Origin of the sequence: Pectobacterium atrosepticum, assembly GCA_019056595.1 — a bacterium.
GTDB lineage: Bacteria > Pseudomonadota > Gammaproteobacteria > Enterobacterales > Enterobacteriaceae > Pectobacterium > Pectobacterium atrosepticum.
Genome location: CP036163.1, coordinates 3,013,980 through 3,032,884 on the forward strand (window position 1 = coordinate 3,013,980; position 18,905 = coordinate 3,032,884).

At 49.6% G+C, this 18,905-nt stretch carries 19 protein-coding genes; 7 read left to right on the forward strand and 12 right to left on the reverse strand.

The genetic code is table 11. The features are described 5' to 3' along the window. Positions 1-10: 10 nt before the first annotated feature. The 6 genes from DCX48_14345 to rfaQ are packed head-to-tail and all read right to left on the reverse strand — an operon-like array spanning position 11 to position 6,104. A complete protein-coding gene (locus DCX48_14345) occupies positions 11-931 on the reverse strand; it encodes a sugar glycosyltransferase (GenBank protein ID QXE15596.1) in 921 nt (306 codons plus the stop codon). Further along, on the reverse strand, positions 931-1,956 hold the full coding sequence (locus DCX48_14350) for a lipopolysaccharide 3-alpha-galactosyltransferase (protein ID QXE15597.1): 1,026 nt from the start codon (positions 1,954-1,956) through the stop codon (positions 931-933). Before DCX48_14350 ends, DCX48_14345 begins: the two co-directional genes overlap by 1 nt. A gap of 18 nt (positions 1,957-1,974) precedes the next feature. Beyond that, positions 1,975-3,069 (reverse strand): lipopolysaccharide 1,6-galactosyltransferase, encoded by a 1,095-nt coding sequence (locus DCX48_14355; GenBank protein QXE15598.1) that lies wholly within the window; start codon positions 3,067-3,069, stop codon positions 1,975-1,977. 21 nt (positions 3,070-3,090) lie between these two features. Continuing rightward, a complete protein-coding gene (rfaP, locus tag DCX48_14360) occupies positions 3,091-3,891 on the reverse strand; it encodes a lipopolysaccharide core heptose(I) kinase RfaP (protein QXE15599.1) in 801 nt (266 codons plus the stop codon). Between the two features lie 9 nt (positions 3,892-3,900). Beyond that, the gene (locus tag DCX48_14365; GenBank protein ID QXE15600.1) at positions 3,901-5,022 is read right to left on the reverse strand and encodes a glycosyltransferase; all 1,122 of its coding nucleotides are present in this window, start codon (positions 5,020-5,022) and stop codon (positions 3,901-3,903) included. Between the two features lie 20 nt (positions 5,023-5,042). Next, positions 5,043-6,104: a lipopolysaccharide core heptosyltransferase RfaQ gene (gene rfaQ, locus DCX48_14370; GenBank protein QXE15601.1), complete on the reverse strand. Its 1,062-nt coding sequence runs from the start codon at positions 6,102-6,104 to the stop codon at positions 5,043-5,045. A gap of 504 nt (positions 6,105-6,608) precedes the next feature. Here rfaQ and DCX48_14375 point away from each other — a divergent pair. Together DCX48_14375 and DCX48_14380 are read left to right on the forward strand one after the other, a co-directional pair. Beyond that, positions 6,609-6,833, forward strand: coding sequence for a type II toxin-antitoxin system Phd/YefM family antitoxin (locus DCX48_14375; GenBank protein ID QXE15602.1), 225 nt, complete (start codon positions 6,609-6,611; stop codon positions 6,831-6,833). Beyond that, positions 6,830-7,204 carry a type II toxin-antitoxin system death-on-curing family toxin gene (locus DCX48_14380; GenBank protein ID QXE15603.1) on the forward strand — a complete coding sequence of 125 codons (375 nt, stop codon included), beginning with the start codon at positions 6,830-6,832 and terminating at the stop codon, positions 7,202-7,204. Before DCX48_14375 ends, DCX48_14380 begins: the two co-directional genes overlap by 4 nt. A gap of 31 nt (positions 7,205-7,235) precedes the next feature. Here the strand turns inward: DCX48_14380 and DCX48_14385 are convergent, their stop codons facing one another. Genes DCX48_14385 through DCX48_14400 form a run of 4 tightly spaced genes read right to left on the reverse strand, consistent with a single transcriptional unit; the run spans position 7,236 to position 11,507 of the window. Continuing rightward, positions 7,236-8,525, reverse strand: coding sequence for an O-antigen ligase domain-containing protein (locus DCX48_14385; GenBank protein QXE15604.1), 1,290 nt, complete (start codon positions 8,523-8,525; stop codon positions 7,236-7,238). Then, positions 8,522-9,505 (reverse strand): lipopolysaccharide heptosyltransferase RfaC, encoded by a 984-nt coding sequence (gene rfaC, locus DCX48_14390; protein ID QXE15605.1) that lies wholly within the window; start codon positions 9,503-9,505, stop codon positions 8,522-8,524. Before rfaC ends, DCX48_14385 begins: the two co-directional genes overlap by 4 nt. Continuing rightward, positions 9,502-10,551, reverse strand: a complete 1,050-nt coding sequence (rfaF, locus tag DCX48_14395) for an ADP-heptose--LPS heptosyltransferase RfaF (GenBank protein QXE15606.1) — start codon at positions 10,549-10,551, stop codon at positions 9,502-9,504. The genes rfaC and rfaF overlap by 4 nt, the downstream gene beginning before the upstream one ends. Positions 10,552-10,574: 23 nt before the next feature. Beyond that, positions 10,575-11,507: an ADP-glyceromanno-heptose 6-epimerase gene (locus tag DCX48_14400; protein QXE15607.1), complete on the reverse strand. Its 933-nt coding sequence runs from the start codon at positions 11,505-11,507 to the stop codon at positions 10,575-10,577. Between the two features lie 242 nt (positions 11,508-11,749). Here DCX48_14400 and DCX48_14405 point away from each other — a divergent pair, with 242 nt between their 5' ends. Both DCX48_14405 and DCX48_14410 read left to right on the forward strand, forming a co-directional pair. After that, positions 11,750-12,946: a glycine C-acetyltransferase gene (locus DCX48_14405; GenBank protein QXE15608.1), complete on the forward strand. Its 1,197-nt coding sequence runs from the start codon at positions 11,750-11,752 to the stop codon at positions 12,944-12,946. A gap of 10 nt (positions 12,947-12,956) precedes the next feature. Then, a complete protein-coding gene (locus DCX48_14410; protein ID QXE15609.1) occupies positions 12,957-13,988 on the forward strand; it encodes an L-threonine 3-dehydrogenase in 1,032 nt (343 codons plus the stop codon). Between the two features lie 44 nt (positions 13,989-14,032). Here DCX48_14410 and DCX48_14415 read toward each other — a convergent pair whose 3' ends face one another. Together DCX48_14415 and envC are read right to left on the reverse strand one after the other, a co-directional pair. Next, positions 14,033-14,980, reverse strand: coding sequence for a divergent polysaccharide deacetylase family protein (locus DCX48_14415; protein QXE15610.1), 948 nt, complete (start codon positions 14,978-14,980; stop codon positions 14,033-14,035). Between the two features lie 2 nt (positions 14,981-14,982). Further along, positions 14,983-16,284 (reverse strand): murein hydrolase activator EnvC, encoded by a 1,302-nt coding sequence (gene envC / locus DCX48_14420; GenBank protein ID QXE15611.1) that lies wholly within the window; start codon positions 16,282-16,284, stop codon positions 14,983-14,985. A 245-nt stretch (positions 16,285-16,529) separates the two neighbouring features. On the opposite strand from envC, the gene DCX48_14425 reads away from it, so the two are divergent. The 3 genes from DCX48_14425 to gpsA all read left to right on the forward strand — a co-directional run bounded on the left by DCX48_14425 (position 16,530) and on the right by gpsA (position 18,673). Beyond that, positions 16,530-16,961: a rhodanese-like domain-containing protein gene (locus DCX48_14425; GenBank protein QXE15612.1), complete on the forward strand. Its 432-nt coding sequence runs from the start codon at positions 16,530-16,532 to the stop codon at positions 16,959-16,961. Between the two features lie 222 nt (positions 16,962-17,183). Then, entirely contained in the window at positions 17,184-17,654 is a 471-nt protein-coding gene (secB, locus tag DCX48_14430; protein ID QXE15613.1) for a protein-export chaperone SecB, read from the forward strand. Further along, on the forward strand, positions 17,654-18,673 hold the full coding sequence (gene gpsA / locus DCX48_14435) for an NAD(P)H-dependent glycerol-3-phosphate dehydrogenase (GenBank protein ID QXE15614.1): 1,020 nt from the start codon (positions 17,654-17,656) through the stop codon (positions 18,671-18,673). The genes secB and gpsA overlap by 1 nt, the downstream gene beginning before the upstream one ends. Positions 18,674-18,905: the final 232 nt, after the last annotated feature.

Genomic DNA, 18,905 nt, shown 5'->3' on the forward strand with positions numbered 1-18,905 from the left:
AGAGTTGTTTTTAATTAAAGTATTTTTTAAACTCTGATTTTTTGAAAATACTTTCTGGGACAGCGCTATTTGGTGATAGATTTATCACTTCTATACCTAACTTATCTTCTAAGACATGTGATGCATGCTTTAATGAAGTTATGATGGAATCTATGTCGTTATTTAATTGAGTGTGTATTTTGTCATTTTTATCTTCATAAAATCGTGGTTTATCAAAATTATTCATATCCATGCCGATAATGTAAATTTTTTCAAAGCCAAGATGGGAGATTATTTGTAATGTCCAGTATACAACTGTTTTTCCTGGGAAAATCCCATCTTTTATATCTGATGAAAAGCCTATTTTGTTAGTTTTGTCGGGGTGGAAATATGATTTATTTTTATAAAATAAACACAAATCATTGAAGTTTAATTTTGGTTCATAAATTCTTTCATTTAAATCTTCAATAATGGAAACTGAACAGTTTAGCGACTCTTCGCTATATTTATCTATAATCTTTATAATTATATCTATAGTGGTAAATAAGATTATATTCTTATCTTCAATTATTTCTTTTATTATATTTGGTCTGTGATCTGGGAAATGAATGTCAGTTACTACGTAAAATGAGAAGTCTATTTTTGAGTTCAGATAATAAGATCCATTTACCCCTATCACTGGGATTTTTAATTCTTTATTTAATTCAATTTCATTGATGGATGGGCCTGTGGCAATTAATAATATTGATCCTTTTTGTTTTCCCCTTATTTTATCTATTTCTAATAAAGGGATTTTTTTTTCTTTGTATGAGAACTCTATGATCTCATGTCCTTTATTTCTCTTTATTTTTACATACGGCCATCGCTTTCTATTGTGATGGTATTTTTTAGAATGTGCTACTTTGTATAGAAATTTATAAATTTCTATTTTTATTTTTTCTATGATTTTCATCACACCTTACCTTTTATTTTTTTTATTAAGTATCTCTGATGGTTAATAATTGCTAGAGAGAATTTTCTTTTATGGAAATAGTGCTTTGCACTGTAACGGAGTTGATTAGCCGACGTGGCTTTTTCCAGGGGTACATCTTTCCATGGAGAAGACTCCTTCGCGCTATAAAAATAACATGAGCTAGGGTATACCGCCCACTCATGCCAAGGTTTAGTTGGACCAATGTAGTGGATAAAAACAGTCGATTCAGTTATGGGATGGGGGTAAGTTTCACCCGCCTTGCACTTCAACTCATAGTTAAGGCTAAACTGTGTGTTATATTTTTTATCCAGAAACTGAATATAACCCGGTAAAAGCATATTCAGGATGTCTTGATCCGGATAAGAGATCCTATTTGCGATTTGGGGGTCTGATAACATGGTCATTGTTTGGGTTGTAACATCATGCTTATGCCAGTTAGCCAGATTAATGAGTAGGAAACCAGAGTTAAAATAGCCATTTTTAATACCTGGCGTTTCCAGACGCTGTGCACATTTCTCCCACCACGGGCTTTCGCCTTCTGCGACGGCAGCAACAATATTTTCGCCGATATCAAGCGTGGCAAGTTCTTGTAGGGAACCGTTGCATACAATGTCTGAATCAAGGTAAATAATCTTATCAAGTTGTTGATAAAAATAGTCAGTAACGAGAAAGCGAAAATAAATAGCGTATGACCAGTTCTTGGTACTAGGCAGACGTTTGAGCCACTCACAGTTAACCTTATATAAGGTGATGGTGGTATGGTATTGCTCAGCGAGTGCTTGAAAACGTCTTCTGCTATCTTCGTTTAATGTGTCGGTAAATATGTGAAATGCTAGCGGCTGCTCAGGATTTTTAATCAGTATTGAAGTAATGGCAATCGCACAGCCAAATAGAAAATTTTTATCGGTGCCAAATGCGATATGCAGTGCATCTTTATCGGAGTTTGCCGGCAAGTACGCAAAACAGAGCGTTTCCGTTATGACATCTTCTTTTTTAAAATACATAAGAGATCCAGTGGACAATTATCCTTTCACCCGGTGGTGAATTGCGGTATTAATGCTTGCTTTCATTTCCTGGTAGTAGGTTTCATCATAGAAACGGTAGATGGATGCTGCGATCTGGCCTGCATCCGGCAAAGGCTGCCGATCGATAATTTTCTGTAAACTACCCCGCAGTGTGGTCGTCTCACCGGGTGGATAAAGCTGCCCATTTACGCCATTCTTGATGATGTCGCTGGGTCCTGAAGGGCAATCGCTGCTAACACAATAGATACCGTAAGACATGGCTTCGGCTAGTACCATGCCAAATCCTTCAAAGGAGGAGGTCAATAGTAAAGCGCTAACAGTAGGAATATTGTTCTGTATATATTCCCAGGGTGTGCCTTGCCAGCCATGCCAATGTAAATGTTCACTAATACCTTGTTGCTGGGCATACTCCTGACACCTTTGCGCATCTGAGCCATCACCGATAAAGTGGCATTCCCAGTCGCCTGTCAGCCCAGAGAAAGCATCCAGCATGTCTTTGAGGCGTTTCTGCCCTTCAAATTTAAGCCGTCCGACGTAGATAAATACCGCTTTTTCTGTCTCTGCGGGGCGGGGGATCGCTGTCGTTTGTGGTGTCACGGGATTGAAAACGACCGCCACACGATCGGCAGGAACACCCCGATCGACCAACTGTTGTTTAATGCCGGAACTGATTGCAAGGTGGTAATCGGCAGCCAACACGTGCTCGGAATGCTTTTTATGGTCAAGCGAGTAGTGCATCCAGGAAATCAGCGGCAGTGCTTGCTTGCTTGCACGAATGGCTTGCGCGGCAATACGGCATGACGGTGAATCAAAGGCGATAACGGCATCTGGCTGGCTCTGTTTAATATGATGTGCCAACGCATTGGAATGACTCAGGCGACGTAAAAATGAAATCTTGATGTTTGAACGGTGGCAAATGAATTTTTTCCCTTCTAGCCAGGCTTTATCCATGCGATCGTCGCGGCACAGAAAGTACAGGGTGTAGTCGTTTTTTATCTCGACGTCATTTTCAAGAAAACAGGTCACTTTTTTCAGCACGGTTTCTATACCGCCGAATCCAGAAGTGGCTTCACCAACAAAGAGTATGTTCATAAATGTTATCAGGTTAAGGCATTACAATGCCTTGCGCTCCGTTCGCACGCGAATTTTTTCTGCTTTGACGCGCGCATGTTGAAATAGAGGCTGCTCGTGTTGCAACGTATTGCGCAATGTTTGTCGATCAAAGTAGATCTTTAAAAACCACAGCAGATCATTTTTCGTTAGCCCAATATCAGTCGATGAAAAATAAAGGCCGATGAGATCTTTATTACGCCAGCGTAGTGGAACCCTGCGGCGAAGTTGTGCCCGATGTAAATCAATAACTGAAATTTTAAATTGCGTGTCTGTGGGCTGATAAGGCAGATGCAGTAAAAAATGGCAGATATAACAGTCACGGTGATTAATCCCGCCGGCGTGCATGTCGCGTACCATTTCTGCAACGCGGCGGATCAGGCGACGTTTTTCCTTTACAGAAGGCGGAGTCGCCAGCCAGTTTGCGCAATAGTCTTCCAGACTCATCGAAGGGTTAAGATCTTCGGTAATGATGAAAGAATGACGTCGTAGTGGATTTAACCCACGCTGTCCGAATCCAGTACCTTTCATGGTATCTACGCCCAGATCGGCCAGACGATGGATGGCTTGCCATTCACGATCTGCTCCGAGTACGGGTAACCTGAGTGATAGCAAATTCTTCAACGCTTCTTTAAGCGTGGTGCCACGATGTATTTTGATGAAATAGGATTTTTCTTTTAGTACAAAACGCAGCGTCCGACGACTTTCCAATGCGCGAAAAACGTCGCCATCCAATTTCTCAACTTCTTCAAAGGGATCGCGGTCTTTCCATTCCGACGCAAACGGCTCTTTTAGTTCAATCATGCTGTTTATTCACTCATCACTGCCTGAAATCAGCATCGCTGCTTTTTCTGGCAGGCTGTATAAATCTTCGCTATCGGCGAAATGGCGGGCGTTGTTAGCCCAGTTCAGTAATATTTCCGACTGATTCAGAGCATCATGTAAGGCCGTGTTCAACGATGTTTGCGTATAAGGTGAAGGGATAACCACCCCTGCTTGAGCCCTATCGATATAGGGGGCGTAGCCACACACGTCGGTGACTATCACTGGTAGCCCCGCGGCTATCGCTTCAAGCAATACAATTCCCGCCGCTTCCTGATAAGCCGGATGCATAAGTAGATCGGCGGCGGCCATGAAATCAGGGATGTCATCACGTCCTGAAAAGAAGCGTAAGCTATCTCCGATGCCAGCCTGCTTGGCTAATGACAAATAGCGCTCAGGCTTATCTTGTCCGACAACGAAAAAAACGACTTTCTGACGTAAGCCGTCAGGCAGATTCGCGATAGCCTGAATGCTGCGCTCCACACCTTTACGTTTAAAATCAGATCCTACCTGAAGCAGGAAGAGGGTGTTGTCGTCGATACCTTGTGCCCGGCGAAAGGTTTGTCGAACGTCAGATGCCTGACGGTCGTATTTTCTGTCGAGAGCGATGCCCGGTGGCAGAATAAAAAAGCGTTCGTCTTGTGTGTTGTAGTGTTTCTTGAAATCTGCGATTTGACGCTGCGTCAACATCAGCATTTTTGTGCGGCTATCGCGTTTAAATACCGCCTTTTCAAAGGCGGCATAATGCCTGTAGCGTGGCATTAAGCGGTAGATAGCCCCTTTCTCTTGCTCGACTTTCTCTGCGTAACAAACATCGGCGGCATAGTAGAAATCCAGCCCCGGCATTTTATTAAAACCGACAACCCGATCGACAGGATGCTGTTGGAGATGGCGTTGAACCCATTCGCTATAACGTTGATTACGCCGGTTATTGCTCATGCCCGATGCGGGAACGAAGATAATCTCAAGGTTATCTGGCTGTTCACCTTGCCATGATAAAACATAAACACGGACATGATGCCCGAGCTTTACGCAAGCTTGAGCAATACTGTAAAAGTCACGTTGCAGCCCACCAAAAGGAAAGTATTTATACAGGCAGATGGCGATGTTCATTGGCGATTCCTTGTTTCCCGTCAGCGAGAATGACGTTCAGCCAACAGGCGATTTACTGCCTGTATCACGTCCTGAGGAGGAATGCAGGAGAGATATTTCTGATTCCTATCGAGATATTTCCGATCGGGCATCGGCTGATAGTCTCCCGCCCAAATCACAATACTGTGATCGGTCCAAGGCCGCCATTTCCTATGGTCCGTTGGCCCAAATAGGCAGACTACGGGGGTATCGAGTGCTGCCGCCATGTGCATCGGTGCGGAGTCGACACCGAGATAAAGTTGGGCCCTATCAATTAATGCCGCGAGTTCCAGAAAACTGGTTTTACCTGCAAAGGTGATATTCGGTTTGTGCGTGCAGAGGGCATGGATATCTTGAACAACATGAAGATCGTCCTGAGACGGACCGCAGGTCAACACCACTTCGATGCCTCTCACTTTCAGGTCGTCAATGACAGTTGCAAATTTATCATTATCCCAGCATTTAAAAGACTGTCTCGCCGTAGGTTGGATGACAATATAAGCTTGCTCGCGTAGCTGTGGGGAGATGCTGAACATACGGTCGGTATCTTCCTCTCTGTAATACAGCGACATGCGATCTCTTTGCGCGGTCGGTTGTAAGTTGAGAGGAGAAAGCACGGAGCGGTTTTGCTCAACAATATGCGTGCCCTTTGCTGAAACGCAGGTGCTGAAAAATGAGCGCCAAATCTTTCCTTTCAGATTATCGCCCCGATTGAGAGCAATACTGTGACATCCCAATGATTTTACCAATAAGGCAATGGGCCACTGGTCAGCTAAATTGACGATCAGATCGTAATTGTTTTGCTTAAGTTCGTGCCTGATTTCTTTGAAATTACGGATTTTTTCCAAAAGCGTATCCGTCTTTCTTTTGATCCCATAAAGCTGATGTATCTCTGGATTGGCGGAGAGAATTGGCATCGTATCCTGATACAGCAATACGTCGATTTTGGCATCAGGGTAGTTGGCTTTCAGCGTGCTGATGAGCGGAGTGGTCAGCAGCATATCGCCATGATATCTGAGCTTCACCACGAGAATCCGGCGATAAGAGATGATGCGTTGACTCACTCGTTTTCCTTCATGTCATCAAAAGGTTATTATTTTTACAGGCACGCTACCGCCCCAGGCTCGACAGCTACCAGTTGACTGAGATGATCCGAAATGTCGCGGCGATTTGCGGTGTGCAAATTTGTCGCGCGATAGCGCTACAACACATATCGTGCTAAACCCCGTATGGTACTAGAACCCACATCCCTCTCACAGTAGTAATTAAGATTATACCTGTCATCTCGAAAGCTGCGCAGATGCGGCCTGTACCCGCCGCTTCCGGCCACAACGTTTCTACCATCTCTCTACGTTCTGAATGTGTTGTAGGCTCATTTCACTGGATAAGTTTTCTTTCGCACTCATTAAAAGAGACCGTGAATAGGTACTAAGAACCTGACATCGTTTTGCGTTGTCATGATTGATATCGTTTGTTGAAATAGATTTGGCGCACTAAACTGACGTTTTCATCAACTCAGTTGTACAACTGAGTTGATATAAATCCGAAACAGTTTAAAGGAACATTCTATGTTGACCCTGACCTTCTCTGATGTTCGTCAGAAATTTGCCAAAGTACTGGATACGGCTATCACGCAGCCAGTGACCATTACCCGTCGTTCAGCTCCGGATATGGTCGTCATCACTGCGGAACAATTTGCGGAGTTGCAGCAGGCTAAATTTGAGGCTTCTCTTGCCAAGGTAATGAATAAGCCAAAGAATCAGGCGTTGTTCAAGGAACTTGCTGATAAATGATTTTTTTCTTAACTGTTGAGCAGGTCATCGCCATTCATGACAGTCAGTTAGAAACGTATGGTGGTTTGGCAGGGTATAGGGATATTGGTTTGGTGGAAGGCATGGTTGCCCGCGTTGAGAATTTGCACACATACCAAGATGAGAATGATCGGTTTGTGCTTGCTGCATCGCTATTGCTTTCGATAGTGCGTGGGCATGGCTTTAATGATGCCAACAAAAGAACCTCAGTTGCATCGGCTCTGGTGTTTCTCGATATGAATGGCTCGCCAATCACACCATCGGAAGACTTTGCTGATTTTGTGGTAATGGCGGCGCAAGGGCTTTACGACGTGCATGCCGTAGCGGAGAAATTGAAAGAACTCGCCGATTAGAATCCGCAGGTCGCCCCGCGAATTTTTACGATCATCGCGGTGGTTTTAGCCATTTTCCGGTCAGCGTTGTGCCGAGGCAAAATGCCATAAGCCACGCGATAAGCATGTCTCGTGAATAGAGAATGACATCGCTAAGTCCATACATCAGCAGGGCAAAAAGCAATGCGGCCGAGAGGTGGCTGCGTAGAACAAAAAATGAAAAATAAAATAAAGCGGCATAGAGCAACACAAGCAATATTGCGCCCGGCAATCCCTTAAGGGAGAAAGCATCAATCACTTCGTTATGCAGATGGACATTCAAATATCTCAGCGCGCCGGATAATTCAGACTCTTGCTTTGCTTGTGCAATGATATGTTCTGCACGCTGTTCGGCCGATTGCCCCAATAACGCTTCTTCCCCAGCTTCTATACCAGATTGGTACATCGCAATGCGCGCACCCACCGATGTCATGCTGTTGTTCATGCTATAGCTGTGTATATCGTTAATCAGGTCGCTGATACGTTGGTGAAGCGTATCCTGGAAAAGGAATAAACACAGGAGAATAGTGGCCGATGAACCGATAAATGCCTTGATAAATAAACGCTTATTGTGTCTGACTTCTGACAATAAAATGGTCGCGCCAACAATAGGATAGACGAATATAGCCGCTCGAGTTTCTGTCAGGAAAATAGCGATGGTGACTAACAGAAAATGTCCCAGATAGAGATAATACTTATAGGCTGAATCGAGCTTAAGCAGTGCTTGCGCGCTTAACGCACCAATAAAGGTAAGAAAATAGGCTGCACTGGTTGCGGTGCCAAATACCAACGCAATACGGTGCATTCCACTGAACAATGACTGATAAAACGCATAGCTCAGCGTTAACACACAAATTGCGATGATGTAGAAGAGTGGCTGTTGCCGATTTTTTTGCGAGATATGCAGGGCTGTCAGCAGGATGAATGAACCCAGAATACCGACATGCGCGGATGTCCTGTAGGCGTTATACACATAAGGGAAAAGGCTATCGGGTTGATAATGCTGGTAATACCAAATGAGATTGGTTAAGCCGATAGCCAGCAGGCAAAGTGGAATCAGTAACAGCCGCTTAGCCGCTATTACTGTTCTTAAGTGTGTCGCCACATAAAAAACAGATAGCGAGCCGGTGAGATAAAAAAGCCACCCGGCAATAATGCTGCTAAATGGCATGATGGCTAATGTGAGTAAACAGCCGGGGAAAACCGCTGTAAGTGCGACAGCCGAACTGATGCTGGGCGTTTTTCCCAGTTCGTACCTTAATTCATTGAGCATGTATTTGTTCACAGTCGGGAGCGATATCACTCGTCTGATGCAGGTAATTCTATCAGCTTCTCTAATTTCTGATGGACGAGGCTAGCGGGAATTGTCTCCATTTGCTGGCTTTCAGACATTTCCACTATTTGGTTCATCCCGTAGCCGCCAATCAGCCCTGGGTCGGTTGGTCCGTATAAGGTGATATTTGGACGATCCAGCGCTGCCGTCAGGTGGCTAAGCCCAGTATCGACGGAAACGACGGCTTTGGCGCCAGCTAATACCTCGGCAACCTGTTGCAGTGTGAGGCGTGGTAAGACGTCAACATGCGGAAAGCCTTCGGCTAGCCGTAATGCACGCTGGTGCTCATGCTCCGCTCCCCAGGGAAGTTTGATGTGTAATCCACTCGGTGCTAATAGGGCAATCAGCTCACGCCAGTGCGCTTCCGGCCAGTGTTTTTCATCGCGCGTTGTGGCGTGGAGAAACACCAGATAGCGATTGGCGTCTGCGGGCGACAGGGATAGGAAGCGTGAGGCAATTGCATAATCGCCACGCTCGGTGGGTTTCCGATAGCTCAGGCTGGCGGCAAACAGCTCCCGCACGCGCTCGACAGCATGTTGTCGGCGGCTTATTGGGTGGCGATAGTTATAAAACCAGCTTGCCAGCGGCTCGCGCGCGCTTTTGCAATCCAATCCGTGTTTCTTTCCGTTGGCGAGTCGCGTCACCAGCAGCGCGCTTTTAATCAGCCCTTGCGCATCAATAACCGCATCATAGCGGTGCTGGCGTAGCTGGCGTGTAAATTCCGCACGTTCCTGACGCACCGGGGCGCTGAACCAGCTTTTGCGCCAGCGGCGTATTGCGACGGGAATGACGCGAGAAACTGCCGGGTGCCAACTGGGAACTTGCGCGAAACCTTCTTCAACCACCCAGTCGAACTGGATACCGGGAATAGCCTGCATTGCGTCGGTCAGGGCTGGCAAGGTGTGCAGCACATCGCCCATCGACGATGTTTTCACAATCAGCACCCTCATGCGTCCGCTCCCAGAATGAGATACTTATCCAGTGCGCTGAGTACGCGTTCGGGCTGAATATCGATCAAACTCTGGTGATAACCCTGTTCGGCATTGCCTTTGCGCACTCGGTGATAGCCGGTAATCAGGCGAATCACCTCGGCCTGATGGGACAGCGGCGGGGTAAAATCGGGGCTGCTTGGGCCATAAAGCGCGACAAGCGGACGATGAAGTGCCGCCGCAACGTGCATAAGTCCAGAGTCATTGCTGACAACGGCGTGGCAGGCGGCAATGAGCACCACCGCTTGTTCCAGCGAGGTTTTCCCTGCCAGATTAGCGCAATGTTGCCGTGCGTCTTCCGTCAATCCCTGAAGGATGTCGTCACAGGCTGAACGGTCATTGGCCGAACCGAACAGCGCTATCTGGTAGCCGCGTTCAATCAGTGATTGTGCCAACGCCGCATAGTGATAATGCGGCCAGCGTTTGGCGGGGCCGAACTCGGCGCCGGGGCAAAAGCCGATGATGGGGCGCGCATCGCTGAGGTTAAACGCCTGCTTCATGTCCGCAATTTCGGCCTGATTGACCTGCAACTGCGGCCACAGTAACGGCTGCGGCAGATCCTCGGCCCGACGAATACGGCTACGATCGTAGGCTAACGCGGTATAGCGCTGAACCATCAGCGGAAATGCCGCTTTATCCAGCACACGTAAGTCGTTCAGCAGTCCGTAACGCATTTCGCCACGCCAGCCTGTGCGCTGCGGAATGTTGGCAAAAAAAGGGACCAGCGCGGATTTAAAGGAGTTGGGCAGTACGTAAGCGCGATCATAGCCCGCATCGCGCAGCGATACGCCAAGACGGCGACGTTCGCCCAGCTCAAGTGCACCGTGACCTAGCGGCATGGCTAACGCCTGATTGACTTCCGGCATCCGTGCCAGCAGCGGACGGCACCAGGCTGGTGCCATCACGTCAATGACCGCTTCCGGGTGTTCAGCCTTCAATGTGCGATAAAGGCTGTGCGACATCATCATATCGCCGACCCAGGAAGGGCCGATGACCAAAATTTTCATACCGCTTATGAATCCTTATCCGATTAAACGGTACGGTTCAGCCAGGCCATATATTCCGCCACGCCTTCGGCGACGGTTTTGAACGGCTTGTCATAGCCTGCGGCACGCAAATTGGTGAGGTCGGCTTGTGTATAAGCCTGATAGCGGCCTTTCAGCTTCTCGGGGAACTCGATGTATTCCACGCTGCCTTTTTGATGGAAGGCGAGAGTGGCATCCGCGACAGCCTGGAAGGATTCGGCGCGACCGGTACCGCAGTTGAAGATGCCGGAAACACCGTTTTGCCAGAACCACAGGTTGACGGCGGCGACATCACCGACGTAGATGAAGTCACGTTGGAAGTTCTCGCTACCGGAAAACAGCTTCGGATTTTCACCCTGATTAATCTGGTTATTCAGATGGAATGCGACGCTCGCCATGCTGCCTTTGTGGCCTTCGCGTGGTCCGTAGACGTTGAAATAGCGGAAGCCGCAGATCTGCGATTCAGCTTCTGGGAGAATTTCACGCACGTACTGATCGAACAGGAACTTGGAGTAGCCATAGACGTTCAGCGGCTGCTCGTATTGACGCGCTTCGATGAAGTTATCGTTACGACCGCCGTAGGTCGCGGCAGACGAGGCATACAGGAACGGAATGTTGCGATCGAGGCAATAGTGCAGCACGTCTTTAGAATACTGATAGTTGTTATCCATCATGTATTTGCCATCCCACTCGGTGGTGGAAGAGCAAGCACCTTCATGGAATACGGCATCGATATCGCCCAGATCGTCGCCTGCAACGATGCTGGCGATGAAATCTTCTTTATCCACGTAGTCTGCGATATCCAGATCGACCAGATTGGCGAATTTGGTGCCGTCTTTCAGGTTATCGACAACCAGAATGTCCCGATAGCCGATGTCATTCAGAGATTTTACGATATTGCTGCCGATAAAACCGGCACCGCCAGTAACGATAATCATGGGCGCGACCTTTATTAATCTTGCCGGTGAGGCACCGCGCCCCACACTGTTTATGACCGCTATAATAGCATTTCATTTTACCGCAAGCAGCCAGAGCTTAATTTATCCCGTGTTGCTCCCGCGTTTTTAAGATGATTCAGGCCGTGACGAAGCCAGCATTTTCAGACTGTTTACCCCGCATTTCTGCCCACATCCGCTAGCTTAAAAACCATAAAGCGATCTTTTTATGGGAGAGTGACGCTATGCCTGCCGCGTTTTATCAACAACTTACTACACAAATCATGGCCGCACGTACCGAGGGAGTGTTCAAGGAGGAACGCATCATCACCTCTGCGCAGCAGGCTGAAATCGAGGTGATGGACAGCGACCGCCTGCTCAATTTCTGTGCCAATAATTATCTTGGTCTGGCGGACAGCCCCGAGCTGATTGCCGCTGCAAAAGCTGGATTGGACAGCCACGGTTTTGGTATGGCTTCGGTGCGCTTCATCTGTGGAACGCAGGATATCCACAAACAGTTGGAGCGTAAGCTGGCGGATTTTCTGGGAATGGACGACGCGATTCTCTATTCCTCCTGTTTTGATGCCAACGGTGGGCTGTTTGAAACGCTGATGGGACCGGAGGATGCCATTATTTCCGATGCGCTCAATCATGCTTCGATCATCGACGGTATTCGGCTATCGAAGGCGCGACGCTATCGCTATGCCAATAACGATATGAGCCAGTTGGAAGCACAGTTGCAACTGGCCAGAGCGGAAGGGGCAAGGCACGTGATGATCGCCACCGACGGCGTGTTCTCGATGGATGGTGTGATTGCCGATTTGCAGGGGGTTTGCGATCTGGCGGATCGTTATGATGCGTTAGTGATGGTTGATGATTCGCATGCGGTGGGATTTGTCGGTGAACAAGGGCGTGGAACGCACGAACGCTGCGGGGTGATGAATCGCGTCGACATCATCACCGGGACGTTAGGCAAGGCGTTGGGGGGCGCGTCGGGCGGTTATACGGCGGGCAAGCATGAAGTGATCGACTGGCTGCGCCAGCGCTCTCGACCCTATCTTTTTTCCAACTCGCTCGCACCAGCCATTGTCACCGCGTCGCTCAGGGTACTGGATCTGCTGGAACAGGGCGGGGATAGGCGTGAACGTCTGTGGGCAAATGCCCGTCTGTTCCGTGAAAAGATGACGGCCGCAGGGTTCACGCTGGCGGGGGCCGATCACGCCATTATTCCCGTCATGTTGGGTGAGGCGCAGCTGGCACAGGACTTTGCGCAGGCGCTACAGCGGGAAGGCGTTTATGTCGCAGGCTTTTTTTATCCCGTTGTCCCCCTCGGTCAGGCGCGTATTCGTACTCAAATGTCAGCCGCCCATACGCCGCAGCAAATCCAATTCGCCGTTGAGGCTTTTATCCGCGTGGGCAAACGTCTGGGTGTGATCATCTGAGGAAACCATCATGAAAGCATTGGCAAAACTGCGGCCGGAAGAAGGTATCTGGATGGTGGACTCGCCCACGCCGGAACTCGGGCATAACGACATCATGATTAAAATCCGCAAAAGCGCGATTTGCGGAACGGATGTGCATATTTATAACTGGGACGAATGGTCGCAGAAGACCATTCCCGTTCCGATGGTCGTCGGGCATGAGTACGTGGGTGAAATTGTCGCTATCGGTCAGGAAGTTAACGGTTTTCATATTGGCGATCGTGTCTCTGGCGAAGGGCATATTACCTGCGGCTACTGTCGCAACTGCCGTGCCGGACGGCGTCATTTATGCCGCAATGCCATTGGCGTTGGGGTAAATCGTCCCGGTTCGTTCGCAGAGTATCTGGTGATTCCTGCCTACAACGCGTTCCGCATTCCCGACAATATTTCTGACGAACTGGCCGCCATTTTCGATCCCTTCGGTAACGCGGTGCACACCGCACTGTCCTTCGATTTAGTGGGAGAGGATGTCTTGATTGCCGGAGCGGGGCCGATAGGCATGATGGCAGCGGCGGTGTGCCGTCACGTGGGGGCAAGGAATGTCGTGATTACCGATGTGAATGCGTACCGTCTGGATCTCGCCAGTAAAATGGGGGCAACGCGCGCCGTCAATGTGGCACAGGAAAATCTGGCTGACGTGATGATAGATCTGGGCATGACCGAGGGGTTTGATATTGGGCTGGAGATGTCGGGTGCGCCATCAGCCTTTCGCGCCATGCTGAAAGCGATGAATCACGGTGGGCGCATCGCCATGCTGGGCATTCCACATGAACCGATGTCGATTGACTGGGGGGACGTGATTTTTAAAGGACTGTTTATCAAAGGTATCTATGGACGGGAAATGTTCGAAACCTGGTACAAAATGTCGGCGCTGATTCAGTCCGGATTGGATTTGTCACCGATTATCACCCACCGCTTCCACATTGATGAGTTTCAGAAAGGGTTCGATGCCATGCGTTCGGGTCAGTCGGGCAAGGTTATTCTCAATTGGGATGAGTCATAACCTTGCCGTGGCGCGCGATGGCAAAGGGGAACGCGCCTCTGATATTACGGCTGTTTGTGTGTTTCGGTCTCGGCTGGCTCAATCCAGGTCTGCCAGCGGTGCTTGATAAACATTACCGGCGCGCTTTCCCGAATGCTGCTACTCACCAGCTTGAAGAACACATCGTTCTTCACCGGTTCCGGCGGCTGTTTGACCTGACACAGCTGTATGCCGCGGAACGGATTACGCGGTTTGACTGGCTGCTGCGGCTGAGGCTCATACTGCCGCGTCGGCTCATTCAGCAACTGGCTGGGGCGGACTAAGACAATATCGGCATCCAGCGTGGGCAACATCTGCTGTAAGACGCGGATGGTTGAAGGATGCGGATGCCCGATAGCGATGGCGGAACCGCTGCGGCGGGCGATTTGCACCGCGCGGGTAAACTGTTTGCGAATCTCGGCTTCATTTTGTGAATCATCCAGAAAGACTTTGCGTTTGATGACTTTGACGTTCGTTCCTGCCGCGGCCTGGCTCGATTGGCTGCTGCCAATGGTCATGCTATCGAGGAAATAGAGCTGGTAGGCGCTCAGCGCCTGCATGACTTTTTGCATGCCGGGCAGGCTGGCGGTCATCGCGCTGCCCATATGGTTGTTCAACCCCACGGCGTAAGGCACGTTATTAACCGACTGGCGGATAATGCGCTGAATTTCGTCGTTGCTCATGTCCGGGCGTAACGTATCGCGCTCCAGCGGCTGCTTGCTCATCGGTGCCATCGGCAGATGGATCAGCACTTCTCGCCCTTGCTGGTGGGCTTTGGTTGCCATTTCACGGGCGTACGGCGCGTTGGGTAATACCGCGACGGAAATCGCTGTTGGCATCGCCAGAATCTGGTTCTCATTATGTGGACGATAGCCGAAATCATCGATGACGATGGAAAGTTTTCCGGCCAGCGCCAAAGGAGACAGGGCGAGCAGACTCAACGCCAATAACGGTGTTTTGGTTAAATAAGACAAGGCTATCTTCCCAGCCAAGGTTGTGGATTGACCGCCTGACCCTGACGACGGATTTCAAAATACAGTCCAGGCTGGCTCTGCCCGCCGCTGGTACCGACCAGCGCAATAGATTGTCCGGCCTTGACCTGAGCGCCAACGGAAACCAAGGCGCTCTGGTTATAGCCGTACAGGCTCATATCGCCTTTACCATGCTGCACAACAACGACCAACCCGTAGCCCTGTAGCCAGTCGGCCATCAGCACGGTTCCGTCGGCGATTGCCTTCACTTCCGTCCCTTCCGGTGCGGTAATCACCATGCCCTTCCAGCGTAACTCGCCCTGTAACGGTTCACCGAAGCGATGCTCGATGCGGCCGTTAACCGGCCAGATGGCTTGGCCAGAAGGCCGCCCTAAACCACCGGTTCGGGCCATGAGTGAGCGTTCACCCTCTGTGGGTTTGTAGCTGCTGCCGCTGCGTTTGGCCTGTTCTTCTTTAGCGCGAACCTTGGCGGCCTCGCGCGCTTCCCGTTCAGCACGGGCTTTCGCTTCTCGCTCAGCACGGGCGATTTGATCGCGCAACCGAGTTTCATTCTGGCGCAGTTCCGTCAACTGCTGCTGATCTTTTTCCAGCGAGCTTTCCAGCGTCGACAGCGTTTTCTTCCGATCGGACTGTGCCTGCTCCAGCGTCTGCTGTTGCTGCTGTTGGTCGCTCAGCAGCGTTTTTTGCTGCGTCTGCTTTTGTTCCAACTGGCGTTTTTGGTCAGCCAGCTCTACACGCGTTTGCTGCAATTCGTTGATGGATTTCTGCCGGGCTTCATTCAGGTAGCCGAAGTAGGCGAGGATGCGCTCGTTGCGCTGGCTTTCTTCTCCGCTCAGCATTAATTGCAGTGCGCTGTGCTGACCTTGCCGGAAGGCGGCGTCAAGCTGACGGGAAAGTAGCGTTTGTTGCTTATCCTGCTGAGATTGCAGTTTTGCGATAGAGGCGCTGAGGCTGGTTAATTCTTTATTGAGCGTGGACAGCGTATTGCGCGTTTCATGCAGCTGACGACTGGCCTGAGAGATAGACTGCTCCTGCTTTTTCAACTGCTGAACTAAGGTACCACGCTGCTTTTGCTGTTCTTGAACGCTTTTTTCTTTCGCGGCGATATCTTGTTGCAGGGTCTTAAGCTGTGCCTGATTATCTTCCGCTTGGCCGAGCGCGGGCAACAGCAAAACGCCAACGCAGAGTGCGCTGACGCAGCGGGTGAGCAGCCTTTGTAATGCGGATAAATGGCGATCGGCGCTACATGCCACTCGACTCTGTACAAATAACGCGTTTTTACTCATAGCGGTGAATTATTCCACGATGAACAGCGGCTTACCAGTTGTCTCTTGTCTGATTTCTATTTCCAGACGTGACAAGCATGGCACAAAGGTGGACGTCTGGGCGCATCAATATAGAGATAAATGGAAAGCTCGCCGCAGATTCGATACGCTATATTGGCTTACTGGCTGTAATTGCCGTATCGCGCAGGTATACTCAGGAACCTTATATTTTTGTTGCTTAACTGATCCGGGAGTCGTTACACCCCATGCAAGAGATTATGCCATTCGTTAGCAAGAACCCTATTTTGAGCATCGCCTGGGTTGCGCTGTTGGTTGCGGTAATTGTACTTACTGTGAAGAGTAAACTGTCGAACGTAAAAGAAGTGGTTCGCGGTGAAGCGATCCGACTGATTAATAAAGAAGATGCTGTCATCGTTGATATCCGTAACCGTGACGACTATCGCCGTGGCCATATTGCCAACGCATTTAACCTGTTGCCGAACGACATTAAAAACGGCAGCGTAGGTGAACTTGAAAAACATAAGTCGCAGCCGATTATCGTGGTATGCGCCAACGGTCTCTCTTCACGTGAAGTGGCCGAGAATTTGCACAAAGCTGGTTTTGAGCGTGTGCAGGTACTGAAAGACGGCCTGGCTGGCTGGAGCGGTGAGAATCTGCCTTTAGTCCGCGGCAAATAAAACGGTTTGTGGTAAAACTATCCGCATCGTGCCATGTGTGTAGATCATACACAGCGAAAATGGCGGCGATTTTGCAGGATAATCGACAGGCTGATTGCAGTACTAAATTGATTGCAAATACTACAGTGATTGCAGTATGACAATGACAGAAATGTACTGACGTCCGCCCACTTATGACGACGGAAGACGTCAAGAAAATCTAACAAAAGGGTATTACTTAACATGTCTGAACAAAACAACACAGAAATGGCTTTCCAAATCCAGCGTATCTACACCAAAGATATCTCTTTTGAAGCGCCGAATGCGCCTCAGGTGTTCCAGCAGGAATGGCAGCCAGAAGTAAAACTGGATCTGGATACGGCTTCTAGCCAACTGGCTGATGACATCTATGAAGTCGTACTGCGTGTGACCGTAACGGCTTCTCTGGGTGAAGAAACTGCATTTCTGTGTGAAGTTCAACAAGGTGGTATCTTTACCGTTGGCGGTATCGAAGGAACTCAACTGGCGCATTGCCTGGGCGCATATTGCCCGAACATTCTGTTCCCTTACGCGCGTGAGTGCATCACCAGCCTGGTTTCTCGCGGTACCTTCCCGCAACTGAACCTGGCGCCGGTTAACTTTGATGCACTGTTCATGAATTACCTGCAGCAGCAGACCGAAGGTGAAGGTGCTGCGCAGCCTCAGGATGCCTGATGAACGCGTCTGACGCTTCAATGACCGTCATCGGTGCCGGCTCGTACGGCACCGCGTTGGCCATTACGCTGGCGCGTAATGGCCATCGAGTCGTGCTGTGGGGCCACAACCCTACGCACATTCAGGCGTTACAGGCCGCTCGCTGTAATCAGGCATTCCTGCCTGATGTGCCTTTCCCCGATTCGCTACAGCTGGAAACCAATCTGGCGCAGGCGCTTGCTGCCAGCAGAAACGTGCTGGTCGTTGTGCCGAGCCATGTGTTCGGTGATGTTCTGCGCCAGTTGAAACCTCATTTGCGTGCCGATGCGCGTATCGTGTGGGCGACCAAAGGGCTGGAAGCGGAAACGGGACGCTTGTTGCAAGATGTCGCACGCGAAGCGCTGGGCGAAACGATCCCGCTTGCGGTGGTTTCTGGCCCGACATTTGCCAAAGAATTAGCCGCTGGCATGCCGACGGCTATTGCTCTGGCATCACCGGACAGTGAATTTGCTGACGATCTGCAACAGCTACTGCATTGCGGGAAGAGCTTTCGTGTTTATAGCAACCCAGATTTTATCGGTGTGCAGTTGGGCGGAGCGGTGAAAAACGTCATTGCTATCGGTGCCGGGATGTCTGACGGCATTGGGTTTGGTGCTAATGCACGTACTGCATTGATCACCCGCGGGCTGGCAGAAATGACCCGGCTTGGTGCAGCACTGGGCGCGGATCCTACTACCTTCATGGGGATGGCTGGGCTTGGCGATTTGGTGCTGACCTGTACTGATAATCAGTCCCGTAACCGACGCTTTGGCATGATGCTGGGGCAGGGAATGGACGTGCAGAGCGCACAGGATAGCATTGGTCAGGTTGTTGAAGGATACCGCAATACGAAAGAAGTATTGGCATTAGCACAGCGCTACGGCGTTGAAATGCCGATTACGGAGCAACTCTGGCAGGTTCTGTATTGTGGGAAAGACGCCCGCGAGGCGGCGTTAAGCCTATTGGGGCGAACGCGTAAAGACGAAACCGCCAAATTATAAAACACGTCGTTCCATACTCTAAATAATTCGAGCTTCAGGCAGGCGGCAAGGGAAGGAGTCCCGATGAGCTTACTCAGGTAAGTGATTCGGGTGACTGAACGCAGCCAACGCACATGAAACTTGAAGTATGACGAGTATATGCTGGGCTTCCTAATCTTGGAGGCTCATAGTATCTTCATTTTATTGTACATGAGCGATGGGCTAACAAGCCTGTCGTTTGGAACAGATATAC